Source organism: Citrobacter sp. Cm038, assembly GCF_030333105.1.
GTDB classification, from domain to species: Bacteria; Pseudomonadota; Gammaproteobacteria; order Enterobacterales; family Enterobacteriaceae; genus Citrobacter; species Citrobacter murliniae.
Genome location: NZ_JAOWGO010000016.1, coordinates 12,576 through 27,245, shown reverse-complemented (window position 1 = coordinate 27,245; position 14,670 = coordinate 12,576). Strand labels below are relative to the sequence as shown.

Below are 14,670 nucleotides of genomic sequence, written 5' to 3'. Positions count from 1 at the left end.
TTCACTTTACAATTCTGCTGATAAAATCAGCAACCAGATCTCTGGCAATTTCCGCGTTCCTGCAGTCAAAGTTTTCCCCGTAAGGATCACTAAAGCCATGGTGGCTGTTGAGTATATGACATGTGACGGATGCTTTGTCGCTCAGTTGACGTTGCACTAAAACAGGATCAAAAGACTGTTCAAACTCAGCAAAAATAACCAAACAAGGACAAGGTGGAATAATATCAGCATAGTCCCTGATGCGAGAGCCATAGTAACAAACAACACCATCACACAATTTACTTTCAGCAGATAACCAGGCAATTGTGGCCCCCACGCTGAAGCCTATTACTATGATTTTCCTGTAGCATGGGCGAATCGTACTGAGCAAAGAAACGACTCCTGAAGGATTAAACCCAGAATGGTTTATAAAGTATCTGTAAGCTTCATCTTGTTGTGAGTATAAAAAAGGTGCTTTATTTTCCAGTAGAGAGGGGCAATAAACATCAAATCCTTTGTTATGATACTCATTACATACCTTTTTTATATGATCGTTAACACCATATATCTCATGCAAAACAACGATGGCATTTTTTTGTTTTTTAATGAATTTTAACATTACCCCTCACTACCTATTCTTAGCTAAAGATTCTCAACTGCAGTTTAAAGTCGGGTATTGGGTGAGATTTCAGCATGACTTGTCAGATGTAAATACATTTTCCCAGTCATAATCACCTGATTCTTCATATGAGTGTGGCCAGTGACGACACCACTCTGGGACGTTTGGAATTTCGACTCTATCAATACCCGGTATATAAGGTTTGATATCCAGTATCGGAGAACCATTAAAAGCATCCAGCCATGCTAAACCAATGACTCCTTTATCATGATCTATATATGTCACTTGTGAACAATCGAGTGCGACAGGGTTTGGACGATAAGGAGACCGTGTTGCAAATGTTCCTAATACATCAGGACCATTTTTATAGGGCTGATGCTCTGTCATTTTACTTCGGTCCATAGGATTGTCACAGGAGGATAGCCACCATAGGACCTGTATGTGACTAAACCCATCAAGGCCAACGAGGGCAGGAATATACTTATGTTCCAGTACCAACTCCACTGTGCCATTTTCAATGCTGATGACTCCAATTGTATCCAATCTAAGGTTTGCCATATCAAGCTCCATTTTTAGCATTGGTTTACGAAAACATCACAACATCCATACCCATAGTGGCAGTACTTTTTTTATACTTAAAGGACTTTTTTCGAGATCGTTTAGCTTTTGATCCATATCTTTTTACCCAGGTTATGTAAGCACAATCATTCAACTTTATTTTGACGAATTTCAGGAATTTATTGGAAGATGCCATCAATAATGATGGCAAAAAGAAGAATTAGATGCATAGCTAACATCAGCATGTCATGCTTTCATAAAAATAATCAGTTGAGGATGTCGTCAGTAACTTTTCTTTAGAGTAGCTTTGTAAGTCATTGCTTGTTATAACCACTACGACCAGTTGAGGAAATGGAAGATAAGAATGAATAATATCAATTGTGTTTTGGAAAATTATCTCAATACATACAGCACATTGCTTACAAAAATATTTCTTGTACTCCTTCTGATACTTTGGTTCCGCACTCTTCTATTAAGACGAAGAAAAAAACAAAGTTCTGTAGCTGCAATCGCGGCAGCCGACGCCAGAGAGCGTTACCAGTGGCGTTATTTTCGATGGTCATTACAATCAATACAGATCGCATTCTATCTGTATCTTACTTGGTCAATAATCAAGTATCTATTGACATGATTAATCCATCTCTTAATGGATATGATGAGAATCAGACACTGCAATGCTTGCAGTGTTGTTAACCAATACCGTAAACAGCCAATGTAATTTTGGCTGTTTACGGTTTGTTCATAAACGATACTGATGAAAAAACCACTAAAAATAGTGACTGGCTCTATTTTGTACCTTCACTTTGGTTCTCTGAACGCTCTATCTCACGATACCAGCGTGGATGGTGCTTCTTCGCCCAACGTCGGCTGACTTTTCCTTCGATCATGCCTTCTATAGATCCTTTCACCCAAAATGCCATATACATGTGGATTAGAATAGCGTGGATCAGAACGATAGCTGCAGTAGCGTGAATAAGTAAGCTCCAGCGAACAACGTTAATCGGGAAATAGTGGGCAAAGTAGGGCCGCCAGATAATGACCCCAGTGGCCAACAGCACAAAGATCAGACTCATTATGCTCCAGAACATCATTTTCTGACCGGCATTATATTTGCCGACATCAGCGACTTTATGTTCATTCCCCTTCAGTACTTCAACAATACCTTTAATCCAGGGAAGATCCTGTTTATCGGGGATGTTGTGATGTACAAAGCGAACGAACATAAACATCAGCACGATAAAAATCACCACTCCAAAGAATGGATGTAGGATCCTGCCCATTTGCGGCGTACCAAAGGTTTCGGTGAGCCATTGCAACGTCGGGAAAAACAGCGCAACACCAGAGAGTGATACCAGGAAGAAGCTAATTACTACCGTCCAGTGGCAGGCACGGTCGATAAATTTAGTACGAAGTATCATTTTGCTTTTACTCATGACCGCTATCCTCCTCATCATCAACCTCTTTGTTCGGTCCGACACCTATGTAGTGGTAAATCAGTCCAGCAAAAGTGGCGATAAATCCAGCAGCGGAGAGTGGTTTGAGAATACCTTTCCAAAGGTTCACCGGCGCGGCAATTTTCGGGTCATCCGGCAGATTGTGGTAGAGCGAAGGATGGTCTGCATGGTGCAGAACGTACATCACATGAGTGCCGCCCACGGATTGTGGGTTGTATACCCCCGCCTGGGCATAACCACGTTTTTTAAGCTGCATCACGCGGGTTTCTGCCACATTGAGCATCTCTTTTTTGGTACCAAACTGGATAGCGCCGGTTGGACAGGTTTTCACGCAGGCTGGCTCCTGACCGACACTAACCCTGTCGACACACAGTGTACATTTGTAGACGCGATTATCCTCTGGATTGAGTCGCGGAATGTTGAACGGGCAGCCGGCAATGCAGTAGCCGCAACCAATACAGTGCTCAGACTGAAAGTCGACAATTCCGTTAGCATACTGAATGATAGCTCCGGCAGACGGACATGCTTTCAGGCATCCTGGATCCTCGCAATGCATACAACCATCTTTGCGAATCAACCATTCCAGCTTGTCGTTATGAGTGGTTTCGCTAAAGCGCATCACCGTCCATGACTTGGCGCTGAGATCAGTTGGATTGTCATAGACGCCGTTGCAATAGCCCACTTCATCGCGGATATCGTTCCATTCTGAGCAGGCTACCTGACAGCCTTTGCAGCCAATGCAGGTGGTGACATCAATTAATTTTGCTACTTCTGCACGGTAATCGCGTGCGTGCGGCGGCGGCGTGATGCTATTGGTCGCCGAGCGTTGATAATATCTTGTGATTGCATAGCCATGAGTTCTTTCCCTTATGCCCTCTCGATGTTGACCAGAAACGCTTTATATTCCGGTGTTTGCGAGTTGGCATCGCCAACAGATGGCGTTAACGTGTTGGCGAGGAAACCTTTGCGCGTTGCACCTTCAAATCCCCAGTGGCAAGGGATACCAACGGTATCGACCTGCTTACCATCTATCGTCAGCGTTTGCAGGCGTTTAGTTACCACCGCCTTCGCTTTGATAAAGCCTCGTTTTGACATCACTTTCACAGTATCACCCGCTGCAATGCCTTTTTTGCTCGCCAGCGTTTCACCAATTTCGATGAACTGGTCAGGCTGGGCGATAGCATTCAGCAATGCATGCTTGGTCCAGTGGCGGAAAAGTTCAGTAATGGAATAAGTCGTGGCGACATACGGGAAGGCGTCAGCTTTACCCATATTGTCGATATCGCCACGGTAGATACGCGCAACCGGGCTGGAGATAACCTCAGGATGCAACGGATTGGTGCCAATAGGTGACTCAATGGGTTCGTAATGTTCCGGGAACGGCCCATCGTTCATTTTGTCTAGTACCCGTCTCTAGACCGGATTCGACGTCGTTTGCGTCTCTACCCGGCATTTATCACAAACTCAAAACGTCAATTCGGCCTCCAGCAAGGCCAGAATGCTTTCGGCATCTTGCGCTGCAAACAGTGACTGGCGAAACTGCTTATTTACCAGCTTGCGCGCCAGCTGCGAAAAGACCTTCACGTGGTTAATACCCTCATCGGCTCCCAGCGTTAGCATGATCACCAGTTCAACGTCCCCCATCTCCGACTGCCAGTCGACCGGCTGCGCAAGCCGGACAATGCTGATGCTGGAGTGACGGATCCACTGGGATTTTGTATGTGGAATAGCCACGCCAAAACCAACGGCGGTCGTGACAATCTCTTCCCGCTGCCAGACATCCTCTTCAAGCTCAAACGGGTGTTCCGTTCGCCCATTTACGCCGAGATTGCCGCACAGGAACTGAATCGCCTGTTCTTTATTGCTCAGTGGTTCGCCTACAAAAATGTTCTCCAGCGCCAGCAACGGACGGACATCTTTTTGCGGTGCAAACTGATTCAGCAACGCTTCGATCTCCTGCGCGCTGCGACATTCGCAGGCCCGCAGAGCGAGCTCCCGGCACGCCTGGCTGTCCAGTTCACGTAGCTGGCTTTTCACGGCCGGAATACGCGGGCTACTCATACTCAATTCGTCGAGTCCTAAACCCAGCAACAGCGGTAAATAGCGCCCTTCTCCGCCTAGCTCACCACAGATCCCCACCCATTTGCCGCGATCGTGCGCCACGCTGACGATTTGTTGCAGCATCCGCAGAAACGACGGCGTAATCGGGTTATACAACGGCGAAACTCGCGGGTTATTACGATCGACCGCGTACAGATACTGGGTCATGTCGTTTGAGCCGATGCTGAAGAAATCGACTTCGTCACAGAAGTGATCGATGATGTAACACACTGACGGCACTTCAACCATAATCCCCAACGGAATGGCCGGGGCATGGCGTAATCCCTCAAGTTTCAACTCAGCTATCGCTTTTTGCAGTTCACTTTTCACCCACAGGATCTGGTCAAGACTGTGCACCATCGGAATCATCAGTTGCGCGTTACCAAAGGCCGCTGCACGAAAAATGGCGCGTAGTTGAGTACGGAACAATCCGGCAAATTCGGGATAAATTCGCACCGCGCGATAACCAAGGAACGGATTGTCTTCCTGAGGAATATTGAGATAACGGATATTTTTATCGCCTCCAATATCCATGGTGCGAAAAATGACCGGTTTGTCGCCAGCGGCCAGTAACACCTGCTGGTAGGCTTCAAACTGCTCCTGCTCGTCAGGCGCGCTGTCTCTGTCCATAAACAGCATTTCAGTACGAAACAGCCCAATACCCTCCGCACCATTAGCAAACGCTCCTGGCGCTTCCAGCGCAGTACCGATATTCGCTGCGACATCAATGCGCTGATTATCTTTGGTGAACGCAGGCTGTGCGGCATCAAGCGCCTGCCTCCGCTGGCATTCATCCGCCAGCTTTTGTGCAATCCCATAATACCCACGCACAGCATCGTTTGGGTTAATCGCCAGTACACCGCAGCGGGCATCCAGTACCGCATGCTGACCCGTATAGCGGCTAATTGCCTCCAGAGGCAGGCCGCTGAGCACAGGGATCGCCGACGCGCGAGCCAGAATCAGGGTATGCGATGTGCGGCCCGTTTTCTCAAGGATCATGCCGGACAGATGCTGCAAATTGAGGCTTAAAAACTGACTGGGGGTCAGGTCTTCGGCAACCAGTATTGTCGGTTGTTCCAAAATCAGTGCATTACGCGGACGTCTTTCGGGCCAGGTAATGTGCAGCAACTGCTCGCTGATATCACGGATATCGCTGACCCGTTCACGCAGGTAGTCATTGCCGGAGGCTGACAGCTTGTCACACACCTGTTCCATATTGGCGATAATCGCCGCACCTAATCCCAGATGCTGCTCAAGCATCAGGCGACGGATATTGCCGGCAAACCCATCATCCTGAATCAAGGACAGGTGTGCACTCAGTATGGTTTTACTCTCACCGTCACGCTCTCGCAGCTGCTGATTAAGCTGTTCAGCCAGCGTCACCAGGCTATGCTCCAGCCGGGTATTATCCTCCGCGCTCGCCGCTATTGCCCGATAGACTTCCAGATTATCGCTCTGCCAAAGTGTTAACGAACCAGCCCCTACGCCACCAGCCAGCACATTGCCATACAGCAAATCCGGGTTAAGGCGAATCAGCGAACGTGGCAACGGATGAGCTGCCAGCTCTGAGAACGTGGGCTGGACACTGTCACTGTCAATAAACCGGTGCTGGAGATACTCTTCCAGCGCCCGCCTGGCCTGTTCTTCATCGCTACCGGTGATGGTTAAACTGCAACTGTCGTTAAACAGCGTTCCGGTGCCAATCAGTGCCAGCGAACTTTTCGCATCTGCCCGGGTATTCTGGCGATGATTGATAAATATCACCTCACTTTGCCACTGGCTACAGTGCTCTTTTAGCTCCCATGCCGGACGTGCATGCAGGCCATTGGGTAACGGGCAAAAAAATTGAATCGTGAGCATAACAACTCCTGGTTAGCGCAAAATCAGCACCTGAAATCCGTCAGATGAACAACGGTTTCGCGCGTAAGATGTGAAATAAGAGCCGACAGCAGTTGTTGCGTTTGGCTGATGTCACGGCAATCTGCAATCGACGCAGCGCAGTGCCCATGGCGTGTAGCTGGCCCCAGCACAACCGTCGGGATCCCTGTGCCGCTGACATGAACAGCCCCACCGTCGGTGCCACCGTTACTGAACATATCCAGCTGTAGCGGTATACCCGTTTCATAAGCGACGTTTTCAACCCATGCTGTCAGTTTTGGTGGGGCAATAAGTGACTTATCGCTCAGCACCAGCATCGGCCCTTTGCCGAGCTGTCGATGATTCGCCGCACCATAATCAAAGTTTTTTGCCCAGCAGGCCGTGTCCAGCACAATGGCTATGTCCGGTGCAACCGCACGCGCCGCCGTTTGTCCTCCACGTAACCCAACCTCTTCACTGGAGCTGGCCACCAGCCAGACTTCACAAGGCAGTTCAGCGCCATGCCATTCACGTAACAGCGCTATCAGCAGATAACACCCGAGCCGATCATCAAAGGCTTTTCCCATTACCCGCTGGTGTGGCAAAACCTGAAAAGTAGTGTCATAAGTGACGCGATCGCCCGGACGGACGCCAGCCTGAATGACCTCGTCATATGAGCGCGCGCCAATATCCACCCGCATCGCGCTAACATCATTGCCACTACGTTCTCCGTCAAGCAGCCCAGGGATTTTGCTCTCCTCTCGGGTGGTAATCCGCACCAGTTGCAGTTGCCTGGCCGCCATCCGCACATTTCCTACCGGTAAAACATCAATCGCCCCTTCGCTGGAGATACTGCGTACAATAAATCCCACTTCATCCATATGCGCGCAAATCATCACTTTCGGACCTGTCGATTCATTGAGTCGAATCAGTACCGAGCCAAGGCCATCAAAGCGCACCTCTTTATGCAGACGATCAGCCTCATCAAGTAAGATCTGACGAACCTCTTGTTCTGAAGACGCGATGGCATCCGCCTCACTCAGCGCTTTCAGCAGCGATAAATCCATTACGCCTCTCCCGTATGTAACAATGTTTTCGACATGCTGTAGAGCACCTCACCGCCGTCTGGCGTAACCAGCACAACATCCTCAATACGCACTCCCCCTTGCCCCGGCAGGTAGATACCCGGCTCAACGGTAAGCAACATGCCAACCGCCAGTGAAGTCGTATCTGTCGGGGAGAAGCGAGGGTTTTCATGGACCTCAATACCGATAGCGTGTCCGGTGTTATGGCCAAAGTAATCACCATACCCCGCGTCGGTAATGACCTGGCGAGCGGCGGCATCCACCTCATGGCAGCGCACTCCTGGGCGAATTGCCGCCACCGCTGCACGGTGTGCAGCCAGAACAATTTGATAAACGGGAAACAGAGCGCTTTCTTCTGCCGGTCCCGCACCAGGGACGCGAAACGTTCGCGTCATATCCGAACAATATCCCTGGTACTGTGCGCCAAAATCCAGCGTGATAAATTCGCCCGCTTCGACAAGCTTGTCGCTGGCTTTTCCATGTGGCAACGCGCCGCGCCAACCGCTGGCGACAATGGTGTCAAAAGAGGCCTTTTCCGCACCAAGTGTGCGCATATACCATTCCAGCTCAGCGGCAATGGCTCGTTCACTGAAGCCTGGCTGAATAAATCGACGAATGTGTTCAGCACCGAGATCGGCAACCCGGCAGGCCTCGCGGATACAGGCAATCTCCTGTGCCGTTTTAACCTGCCGAAGAACATCCGGTACCACGCTCACCAGTCGGGCGCGCAATTTACCTGACCACACGTGCGCCGTTTGCCAGCTAACCTGCTCTCCTTCGAAGCCCAGCGTATCCAGGTTTTCGTCATCAATGATTTGATTCACCCGTGAATACAGCGTCTGCGCCCCATCCAGTAAATGGAGCTGGTAGCCACATGTACGCGCCGCGATATCGGTGTAGTAACGGGAATCCACCAGGATATGTGCTTTTTTATGGCTGATAAGCACAAACCCAGAACTGCTGGAGATACCCAGATGCGGCTGTTTATTCTGCCGCGATGAAAGCAGCACGGCGTCCAACCTTTGCGCCGTTAGCCATTCGCGCAATGAGGCAAGTAAACTCATGATGACAATCCTTATATTCAGAGGCTTTCAATCAGCAGTTTGCCTTTGCGATACATCATGTGGCGCAGGAACACGACCATTAGCGCCGTAATAACCGCCCCTAATAAGATCCCCGCCATATAGACGCCGAGATTAGTAACCAGAGGCCATGCCCAGATGGCGGATTCAGGGAACCACTGTACCGCGCCCAGCCAGACAGCAGCCGTCGAGCCGACAATTGCTCCAACCATATATGAAGGGATCGCCGTAACAGGGCTTTCCAGCGCAAAGGGGATCGCGCCTTCGCTAATGCCCATAAACGCAAGGAACATCGCCGTTTTCCCCTGCGGGTAAAGCTGCGCACTAAACAGTCGTTTACCGGTTAAACGGCGGTCGATAAGCGTTGCCAGCCCAAGACCAATAGGTGGAATGACAATCGCAATAGAGCGTGCAGTCACCGGCAGGACGTGATCGGTGGTAAAGCTAAAGGCAACAAATCCTGCGGCCTTATTGATAGGGCCACCGAGGTCAATTGCAGTCGCTGCGGAGATGCCCATCGCATACATCAGCGTACCTTTCTCTCCCGCGGCCGTCAGCAGAGTACGGATACCACCGTTAATCCAACCTCCGAACGGGGTTATCACGTAATACATCGCCAGCATGACGAAAATCGCGGAGAGAATCGGCAGTAAAAAAGTGGTTTTGAATGCCAGCAGAAAATCAGGAAGCTGGATTTTCTGGTTCATCCACTTCACCAGATATCCGGCAACAATCGAGATAATCAGCGCTCCGATAAAGGTCGAAGGTACCGGAGCGGCCGTCGCCCATTGCAGAGTGGTTGGGTCAAAATTCAGCACCTGCGTGGGCTGAGTAGACATCAGCCCGCCGATGAATCCTGCCGGAAACGCCAGCTTACCGCCGATAGAGTTAGCAACGAACGCTGCAAACATGGGTATAGCAAAACCAAACAGCACGCCGCCAAAAGACTGTGACAGCCAGGCAAACTTCAGTAATGAAAGATTAAAACCATCGAACTTCCCGCTATTCAGCGCATCCATGATGCCGGTATCAGCAGGAATTTTTAGCCAGCTATAGGCAATCAGTTGAGAGAAAGCGAGGATCACCCCACCCATGATTAACGTGGGTACCATACGCGAAATACCCGACATTACATGCTGCGGGAGTTCGCCCCAAAAGCTATTGCGGGAGGCCTGAGGATTTTTTATTACCGCTGCCGCACCAGATGCGCCAGGCACAACGGTTGCACTGCGTTTTTTAATGGCCATACGTGTTTCCCTTCGACAATTATTGTTGTTCTGCGGCAACCATTTCTTCGATCTCTTTAATGATGCCAGCAGCGTTTTTTATTGCGTCCTGCAAAGTAATTTCGTACACATCGCGTGTTTCAAACCGCTCGTTATCTTCCGGGGTGACGGCAACGGAGTGGATAATTAACGTCGCTTCGGCAATGTCCTGCGCCGTCAGGCGGTTTTGAATGCCATCTGCGCCCTGCGTTTCAATTTTCACTTCGTATCCCGCTTCAACCGCCGCTTCTTCCAGCGCCTGAGCTGCCATAAAGGTGTGAGCCAGCCCCATCGGGCATGCACAGACTGCAATCAGTTTTTTACTCATAACAGACTCCTCGTAATAGTTAACGAGTGAAATTATGGATGCAGGAAAGCAACGACCGTTACCAGATAAATAATGCTTCTACTGGATAAATAATCCCGCAATTCGGAAATGTGACGAGCGTCGGAATGGCTGGCAACAGACGAAAAAAAACCGCGTGATTAGCGCGGTTTCGCAGGGTATAGCAGTGTAGTTACAGAACATGCCCTAAAGTCTGGCGCAAATGCGCACCTGAGCCAAGCAGTCCTGGATTATCATGTACAATCAGATACACCGGAATGTCCTGAACATAGGATTTAAACCGCCCTTTATCTTCAAAGCCGCCGCGAAAACCAGACGCTTTAAAGAACTCGAGGAAGCGCGGCACGATGCCACCGGCAATATAGACACCGCCAAAGGTGCCCAGCGTTAGTGCCAGATCGCCGCCAAATCGCCCCATAATGACGCAAAATAGCGACAGCGCGCGGCGACAGTCGATACAGGAATCGGCCAATGCACGTTCAGTGATATCTTTCGGCTGCAGGTTTTCCGGCAGGCGCCCATCTGACTTCACAATAGCGCGGTACAAATTCACCAGCCCAGGGCCGGACAGCACGCGTTCCGCTGAGACATGACCAATCTCTGCGCGCAGCACTTCCAGAATAATGCCTTCTTCTTCACTATTAGGGGCGAAATCCACATGCCCCCCTTCTCCCGGCAGGCTCACCCAGCGTTTATCCACGTGCACCAGATGCGCAACGCCTAAGCCAGTACCCGCACCATAAACCGCAATAGGTTTCCCTTCGACAGGCTCTGCACCACCAAACTGAATCAAGTGCTCTTTTTTCAACATGGGGATCGCCATCGATACAGCGGTGAAATCGTTGATGATTTCCAGATGACTGAAGCCAAGATTCTTTTTCATTTCAGCAATAGAAAATGCCCAGGTATGGTTGGTCATTGCCACCCAGTCACCGGTGATCGGGCAGGCAATGGCAATACACCCGTCTTCAACGCTAACGCTATGCTCATCCAGGTACACACGCACAACGGCTTCAAGGCTTGGGTAATCCAGCCCGGAATAGGTCTTTGCCTGCGAAATCTCACCACTGGCAATGTCACACAGAGCAAGACGCGCGTTAGTGCCGCCGACATCACCTACTAAAGCATATTTTGTCATTCTTCTACTGCTCCGCTAAAGTCAGAATAAATCTTTAGCACACTGTAAATTCATGGGGGCATAACAACAACGCCCCAAAGGCTGATGCCCGTGGAAAATCGATCCAGGTCACATAATTACTTTATCGTTTCAGCACCATTTGCAGCAATGCCACAAGGCAGGCTGTGCAAACTACCTCTATGACTCTGTTTGAAGGAATAGAAAATGCTCCATCCGCGTGCCAGAACGATGCTGTTATTATCAACCCCCGCGCTGATTATTGGCATCGCCTCCAGTCTGGTGTTGATCGCAGTAATGAAAGTGGCCTCTGTTTTACAGCAATTTTTATGGGAGCGTCTGCCCGTCAGTATTGGCATTGCCAATGACTCTCCGGTTTGGATCATCGGCATGCTTACGCTTACCGGGATAATGGTCGGCTTAGTGATTCGCTACAGCCAGGGTCATGCAGGCCCGGATCCGGCCTGTGAACCACTGATCGGTATGCCAGTATCAACTTCAGCACTGCCGGGCCTGTTGGCCGCACTGATCCTCGGCCTCGCGGGCGGGGTCAGTCTGGGGCCAGAGCATCCGATTATGACCGTGAATATCGCGCTGGCAGTGGCCATTGGCGTTCGGCTGTTTCCCCGTGTTGATAAGCTGGACTGGACCATTCTCGCTTCTGCTGGCACCATTGGCGCGCTGTTTGGCACCCCTGTCGCCGCAGCGCTGGTGTTCTCGCAAACATTGAACAACTCTAACGATGTACCCTTGTGGGATCGTCTGTTTGCACCATTGCTGGCCGCAGCAGCGGGATCACTGACAACCAGCCTGTTCTTTCATCCTCATTTTTCGTTGCCCATTGAACACTACTCACAGATGCATCTTACCGATATTTTTAGCGGTGCCATTGTCGCCGCCATTGCTATTGCGGCAGGTATGGTGGCGGTCTGGTGTTTGCCACGTTTGCACCAGTTGATGCATCAATTGAAACACCCGGTGCTGATCCTCGGTGTTGGGGGATTTATCCTCGGCATATTAGGCGTTATTGGTGGGCCACTTACTTTGTTTAAGGGGCTGGATGAAATGCAGCAAATGGCGTTTAGCCAGACTCTGGGTGCCTCAGACTATTTTATGCTCGCGGTGATTAAACTGGCCGCGCTGGTGGTTGCCGCCGCCAGCGGTTTTCGCGGTGGGCGTATTTTCCCGGCGGTATTCGTGGGTGTGGCGCTGGGACTTATGCTACACGCCCATGTTGAAACCGTACCGGCAGCAATCACCGTCTCCTGTGCCATTCTGGGGCTGGTCTTGGTTGTCACACGCGATGCCTGGCTGAGTCTGTTTATGGCCGCAGTGGTGGTGCCAGACACCACCCTGCTGCCGCTGTTGTGTATCGTTATGCTTCCCGCCTGGTTGCTGTTGGCAGGTAAACCGATGATGATCGCCAATCGCCCGGATAAATAGCTATCCGCCGTTACGGACTTCCAGCGCACGGGTCACCGTGCGCAACAGTTCAGGCAGATCGGCTTTCGGCAACACCACTTCAATCAACGAAAGCCGTTGCGGTGATGCCAGCCGAGCCAGAACTTCCTCCAACTGTACAGCCTGCGCCACGCGCCAGCATTCCGCCTGACATTCCCGACTCAGAGCCTGCGGCACCTGCGTCCAGCTCCAGCCGGCAATATCGTTGTAACGCTGATTCGCCCCGTGAATAGCACGCTCTACGGTATAACCGTCGTTATTGAGCAGTAAAACAACGGGTGACTGACCCTCTCTGAGCATTGACCCCAGTTCCTGAATTGTCAGTTGCGCCGCACCATCACCAATAATCAGGATCACCCGGCGGTCCGGGCAAGCCATTTGTGCACCGAATGTGGCAGGTAAAGCATAGCCAATAGAGCCCCACAACGGTTGTACCAGCACCTCCGCCCCGGAAGGTAACGAGAGCGCCGCAGCACCAAATGCGGCAGTCCCCTGATCTACGAGGATAATGTCGTCAGGTGCCAGATAATGCTGCACCGTATGCCAGAAGTTTTCCTGTGTCAGCGGCCCCTTTTCAACCGGAATACGATTAACAGGAGGACGTTCAGGTGGGAGAGAGAATGACAATTCCAGGCATAATTCTCGTAGCGTGGTGACCGCCTGTTCCATGGGGACGTTAAACCAGCTTGTTCCTACGCGCGAAGCATGAGGCTGGACCTCAATAGTGCGTTCCTGCGGTAGCCGTTGCGTAAAACCGGCAGTCAACGTGTCAACAAACTGAGTGCCAACACAGATGATCGTGTCGGCATCCTCTATCGCCTGGCGTACATAATCATTGCTGGCCCCAGCGCTGTAAGTGCCAACAAACGCCGGATGACGCTCATCAAAAAGCCCTTTGCCCATCAATAGTGTGGCGTGGGCCATCGGCGTTTCCGCCATCCAGCGCTGTAAAACCGGCTGTAAACCAAAACGCAGCGCGAGAAAATCAGCCAGCAGCGCCACCCGCGGACTGTCGATTAACCGTTCGCGGGCCTGAAAACGAAACGCGGCAGCCACGCTGCTTTCCGGTTCGTTCAGGGGAATAATGAGGATATCTTGCGGGGGCGTGGCGGGGTGTTTGGCAATATCAGCAGGTAGCATCAGATAACCTGGTCTGCGCTCGGACAACATTGCCCGCAGAACCCGGTCAATTTCATAGCAGGCGTTTTGTGCATCCAGCACCGCACTGGCAGAGGTAATCGCCTGGTGCATACGGTAAAAATGCTGAAAATCACCGTCACCAAGGGTGTGATGCATCAGTTCCCCACGCCGCTGAGCACTGCTACACGGAGCCCCCACAATATGCAGTACAGGAACATATTCTGCATAGCTTCCGGCTAATCCATTGATTGCGCTTAATTCCCCAACGCCAAAGGTGGTGAGAAGCGCTCCTGCCCCCGCCACTCGGGCATATCCATCCGCAGCATAAGCCGCATTCAATTCGTTCGCGCACCCGACCCAGCGCACGCTGGGATGTTCAATCACATGGTCCAGAAACTGCAAATTATAATCACCCGGCACACCAAAAAGGTGGCCAATTCCACAACCTGCCAGCCTGTCCAGCAGATAATCAGCAACTGAATACGGGGTTTGCATGACAGCTATCCTTCTGACGGTAACCTCATGTTGAGTATCGAAGAACTGTGATACCTGTCCAGAAAACTCGCCGTGAAGGGGGTGGAAAGCTGAA

At 50.9% G+C, this 14,670-nt stretch carries 11 protein-coding genes and 2 pseudogenes; 1 reads left to right on the top strand and 12 read right to left on the bottom strand.

Annotation, left to right across the window (positions count from 1 at the left end; translation table 11 throughout):
* Nucleotide 1: 1 nt before the first annotated feature.
* The 11 genes and pseudogenes from OGY01_RS02435 to glk form a co-directional block, all read right to left on the bottom strand.
* Entirely contained in the window at nucleotides 2-598 is a 597-nt protein-coding gene (locus tag OGY01_RS02435) for a dienelactone hydrolase family protein (protein ID WP_286492335.1), read from the bottom strand.
* 69 nt (nucleotides 599-667) lie between these two features.
* Nucleotides 668-1,156: a TrmO family methyltransferase domain-containing protein gene (locus tag OGY01_RS02430; RefSeq protein WP_048220874.1), complete on the bottom strand. Its 489-nt coding sequence runs from the start codon at nucleotides 1,154-1,156 to the stop codon at nucleotides 668-670.
* 785 nt (nucleotides 1,157-1,941) lie between these two features.
* Nucleotides 1,942-2,589, bottom strand: coding sequence for a formate dehydrogenase-N subunit gamma (gene fdnI, locus OGY01_RS02425; protein WP_225761235.1), 648 nt, complete (start codon nucleotides 2,587-2,589; stop codon nucleotides 1,942-1,944).
* A pseudogene (gene fdxH, locus OGY01_RS02420) lies at nucleotides 2,582-3,465 on the bottom strand (formate dehydrogenase subunit beta). The gene fdnI and the pseudogene fdxH overlap by 8 nt, the downstream one beginning before the upstream one ends.
* Before the next feature lie 12 nt (nucleotides 3,466-3,477).
* Nucleotides 3,478-4,014 (bottom strand): annotated as a pseudogene (locus OGY01_RS02415) (molybdopterin dinucleotide binding domain-containing protein); the annotation flags it as partial.
* A 60-nt stretch (nucleotides 4,015-4,074) separates the two neighbouring features.
* The gene (ptsP, locus tag OGY01_RS02410) at nucleotides 4,075-6,570 is read right to left on the bottom strand and encodes a phosphoenolpyruvate--protein phosphotransferase (protein ID WP_286492333.1); all 2,496 of its coding nucleotides are present in this window, start codon (nucleotides 6,568-6,570) and stop codon (nucleotides 4,075-4,077) included.
* 23 nt (nucleotides 6,571-6,593) lie between these two features.
* Nucleotides 6,594-7,634 carry an aminopeptidase gene (gene ypdE, locus OGY01_RS02405; RefSeq protein WP_045445823.1) on the bottom strand — a complete coding sequence of 347 codons (1,041 nt, stop codon included), beginning with the start codon at nucleotides 7,632-7,634 and terminating at the stop codon, nucleotides 6,594-6,596.
* Nucleotides 7,634-8,716 carry an aminopeptidase gene (gene ypdF / locus OGY01_RS02400; RefSeq protein WP_286492331.1) on the bottom strand — a complete coding sequence of 361 codons (1,083 nt, stop codon included), beginning with the start codon at nucleotides 8,714-8,716 and terminating at the stop codon, nucleotides 7,634-7,636. The genes ypdE and ypdF overlap by 1 nt, the downstream gene beginning before the upstream one ends.
* Before the next feature lie 17 nt (nucleotides 8,717-8,733).
* On the bottom strand, nucleotides 8,734-9,981 hold the full coding sequence (locus OGY01_RS02395) for a PTS fructose transporter subunit IIC (RefSeq protein ID WP_045445829.1): 1,248 nt from the start codon (nucleotides 9,979-9,981) through the stop codon (nucleotides 8,734-8,736).
* Between the two features lie 19 nt (nucleotides 9,982-10,000).
* A complete protein-coding gene (locus OGY01_RS02390; protein ID WP_045445832.1) occupies nucleotides 10,001-10,327 on the bottom strand; it encodes a PTS fructose transporter subunit IIB in 327 nt (108 codons plus the stop codon).
* A 190-nt stretch (nucleotides 10,328-10,517) separates the two neighbouring features.
* Complete coding sequence (gene glk, locus OGY01_RS02385) at nucleotides 10,518-11,483, bottom strand: glucokinase (RefSeq protein ID WP_045445835.1); 966 nt, start codon at nucleotides 11,481-11,483, stop codon at nucleotides 10,518-10,520.
* Between the two features lie 204 nt (nucleotides 11,484-11,687).
* Between glk and OGY01_RS02380 the strand changes: the two genes are divergently transcribed.
* Entirely contained in the window at nucleotides 11,688-12,923 is a 1,236-nt protein-coding gene (locus OGY01_RS02380) for an ion channel protein (RefSeq protein WP_045445838.1), read from the top strand.
* Here the strand turns inward: OGY01_RS02380 and OGY01_RS02375 are convergent, their stop codons facing one another.
* On the bottom strand, nucleotides 12,924-14,576 hold the full coding sequence (locus tag OGY01_RS02375; protein ID WP_286492329.1) for an alpha-keto acid decarboxylase family protein: 1,653 nt from the start codon (nucleotides 14,574-14,576) through the stop codon (nucleotides 12,924-12,926).
* Between the last annotated feature and the right edge of the window lie 94 nt (nucleotides 14,577-14,670).

Coding starts and splice junctions, on each gene's coding strand:
- OGY01_RS02435 (WP_286492335.1), bottom strand. CDS start 598: ATGTTAAAATTCATTAAAAAACAAAAAAATGCCATCGTTGTTTTGCAT.
- OGY01_RS02430 (WP_048220874.1), bottom strand. CDS start 1,156: ATGGCAAACCTTAGATTGGATACAATTGGAGTCATCAGCATTGAAAAT.
- fdnI (WP_225761235.1), bottom strand. CDS start 2,589: ATGAGTAAAAGCAAAATGATACTTCGTACTAAATTTATCGACCGTGCC.
- ptsP (WP_286492333.1), bottom strand. CDS start 6,570: ATGCTCACGATTCAATTTTTTTGCCCGTTACCCAATGGCCTGCATGCA.
- ypdE (WP_045445823.1), bottom strand. CDS start 7,634: ATGGATTTATCGCTGCTGAAAGCGCTGAGTGAGGCGGATGCCATCGCG.
- ypdF (WP_286492331.1), bottom strand. CDS start 8,716: ATGAGTTTACTTGCCTCATTGCGCGAATGGCTAACGGCGCAAAGGTTG.
- OGY01_RS02395 (WP_045445829.1), bottom strand. CDS start 9,981: ATGGCCATTAAAAAACGCAGTGCAACCGTTGTGCCTGGCGCATCTGGT.
- OGY01_RS02390 (WP_045445832.1), bottom strand. CDS start 10,327: ATGAGTAAAAAACTGATTGCAGTCTGTGCATGCCCGATGGGGCTGGCT.
- glk (WP_045445835.1), bottom strand. CDS start 11,483: ATGACAAAATATGCTTTAGTAGGTGATGTCGGCGGCACTAACGCGCGT.
- OGY01_RS02380 (WP_045445838.1), top strand. CDS start 11,688: ATGCTCCATCCGCGTGCCAGAACGATGCTGTTATTATCAACCCCCGCG.
- OGY01_RS02375 (WP_286492329.1), bottom strand. CDS start 14,576: ATGCAAACCCCGTATTCAGTTGCTGATTATCTGCTGGACAGGCTGGCA.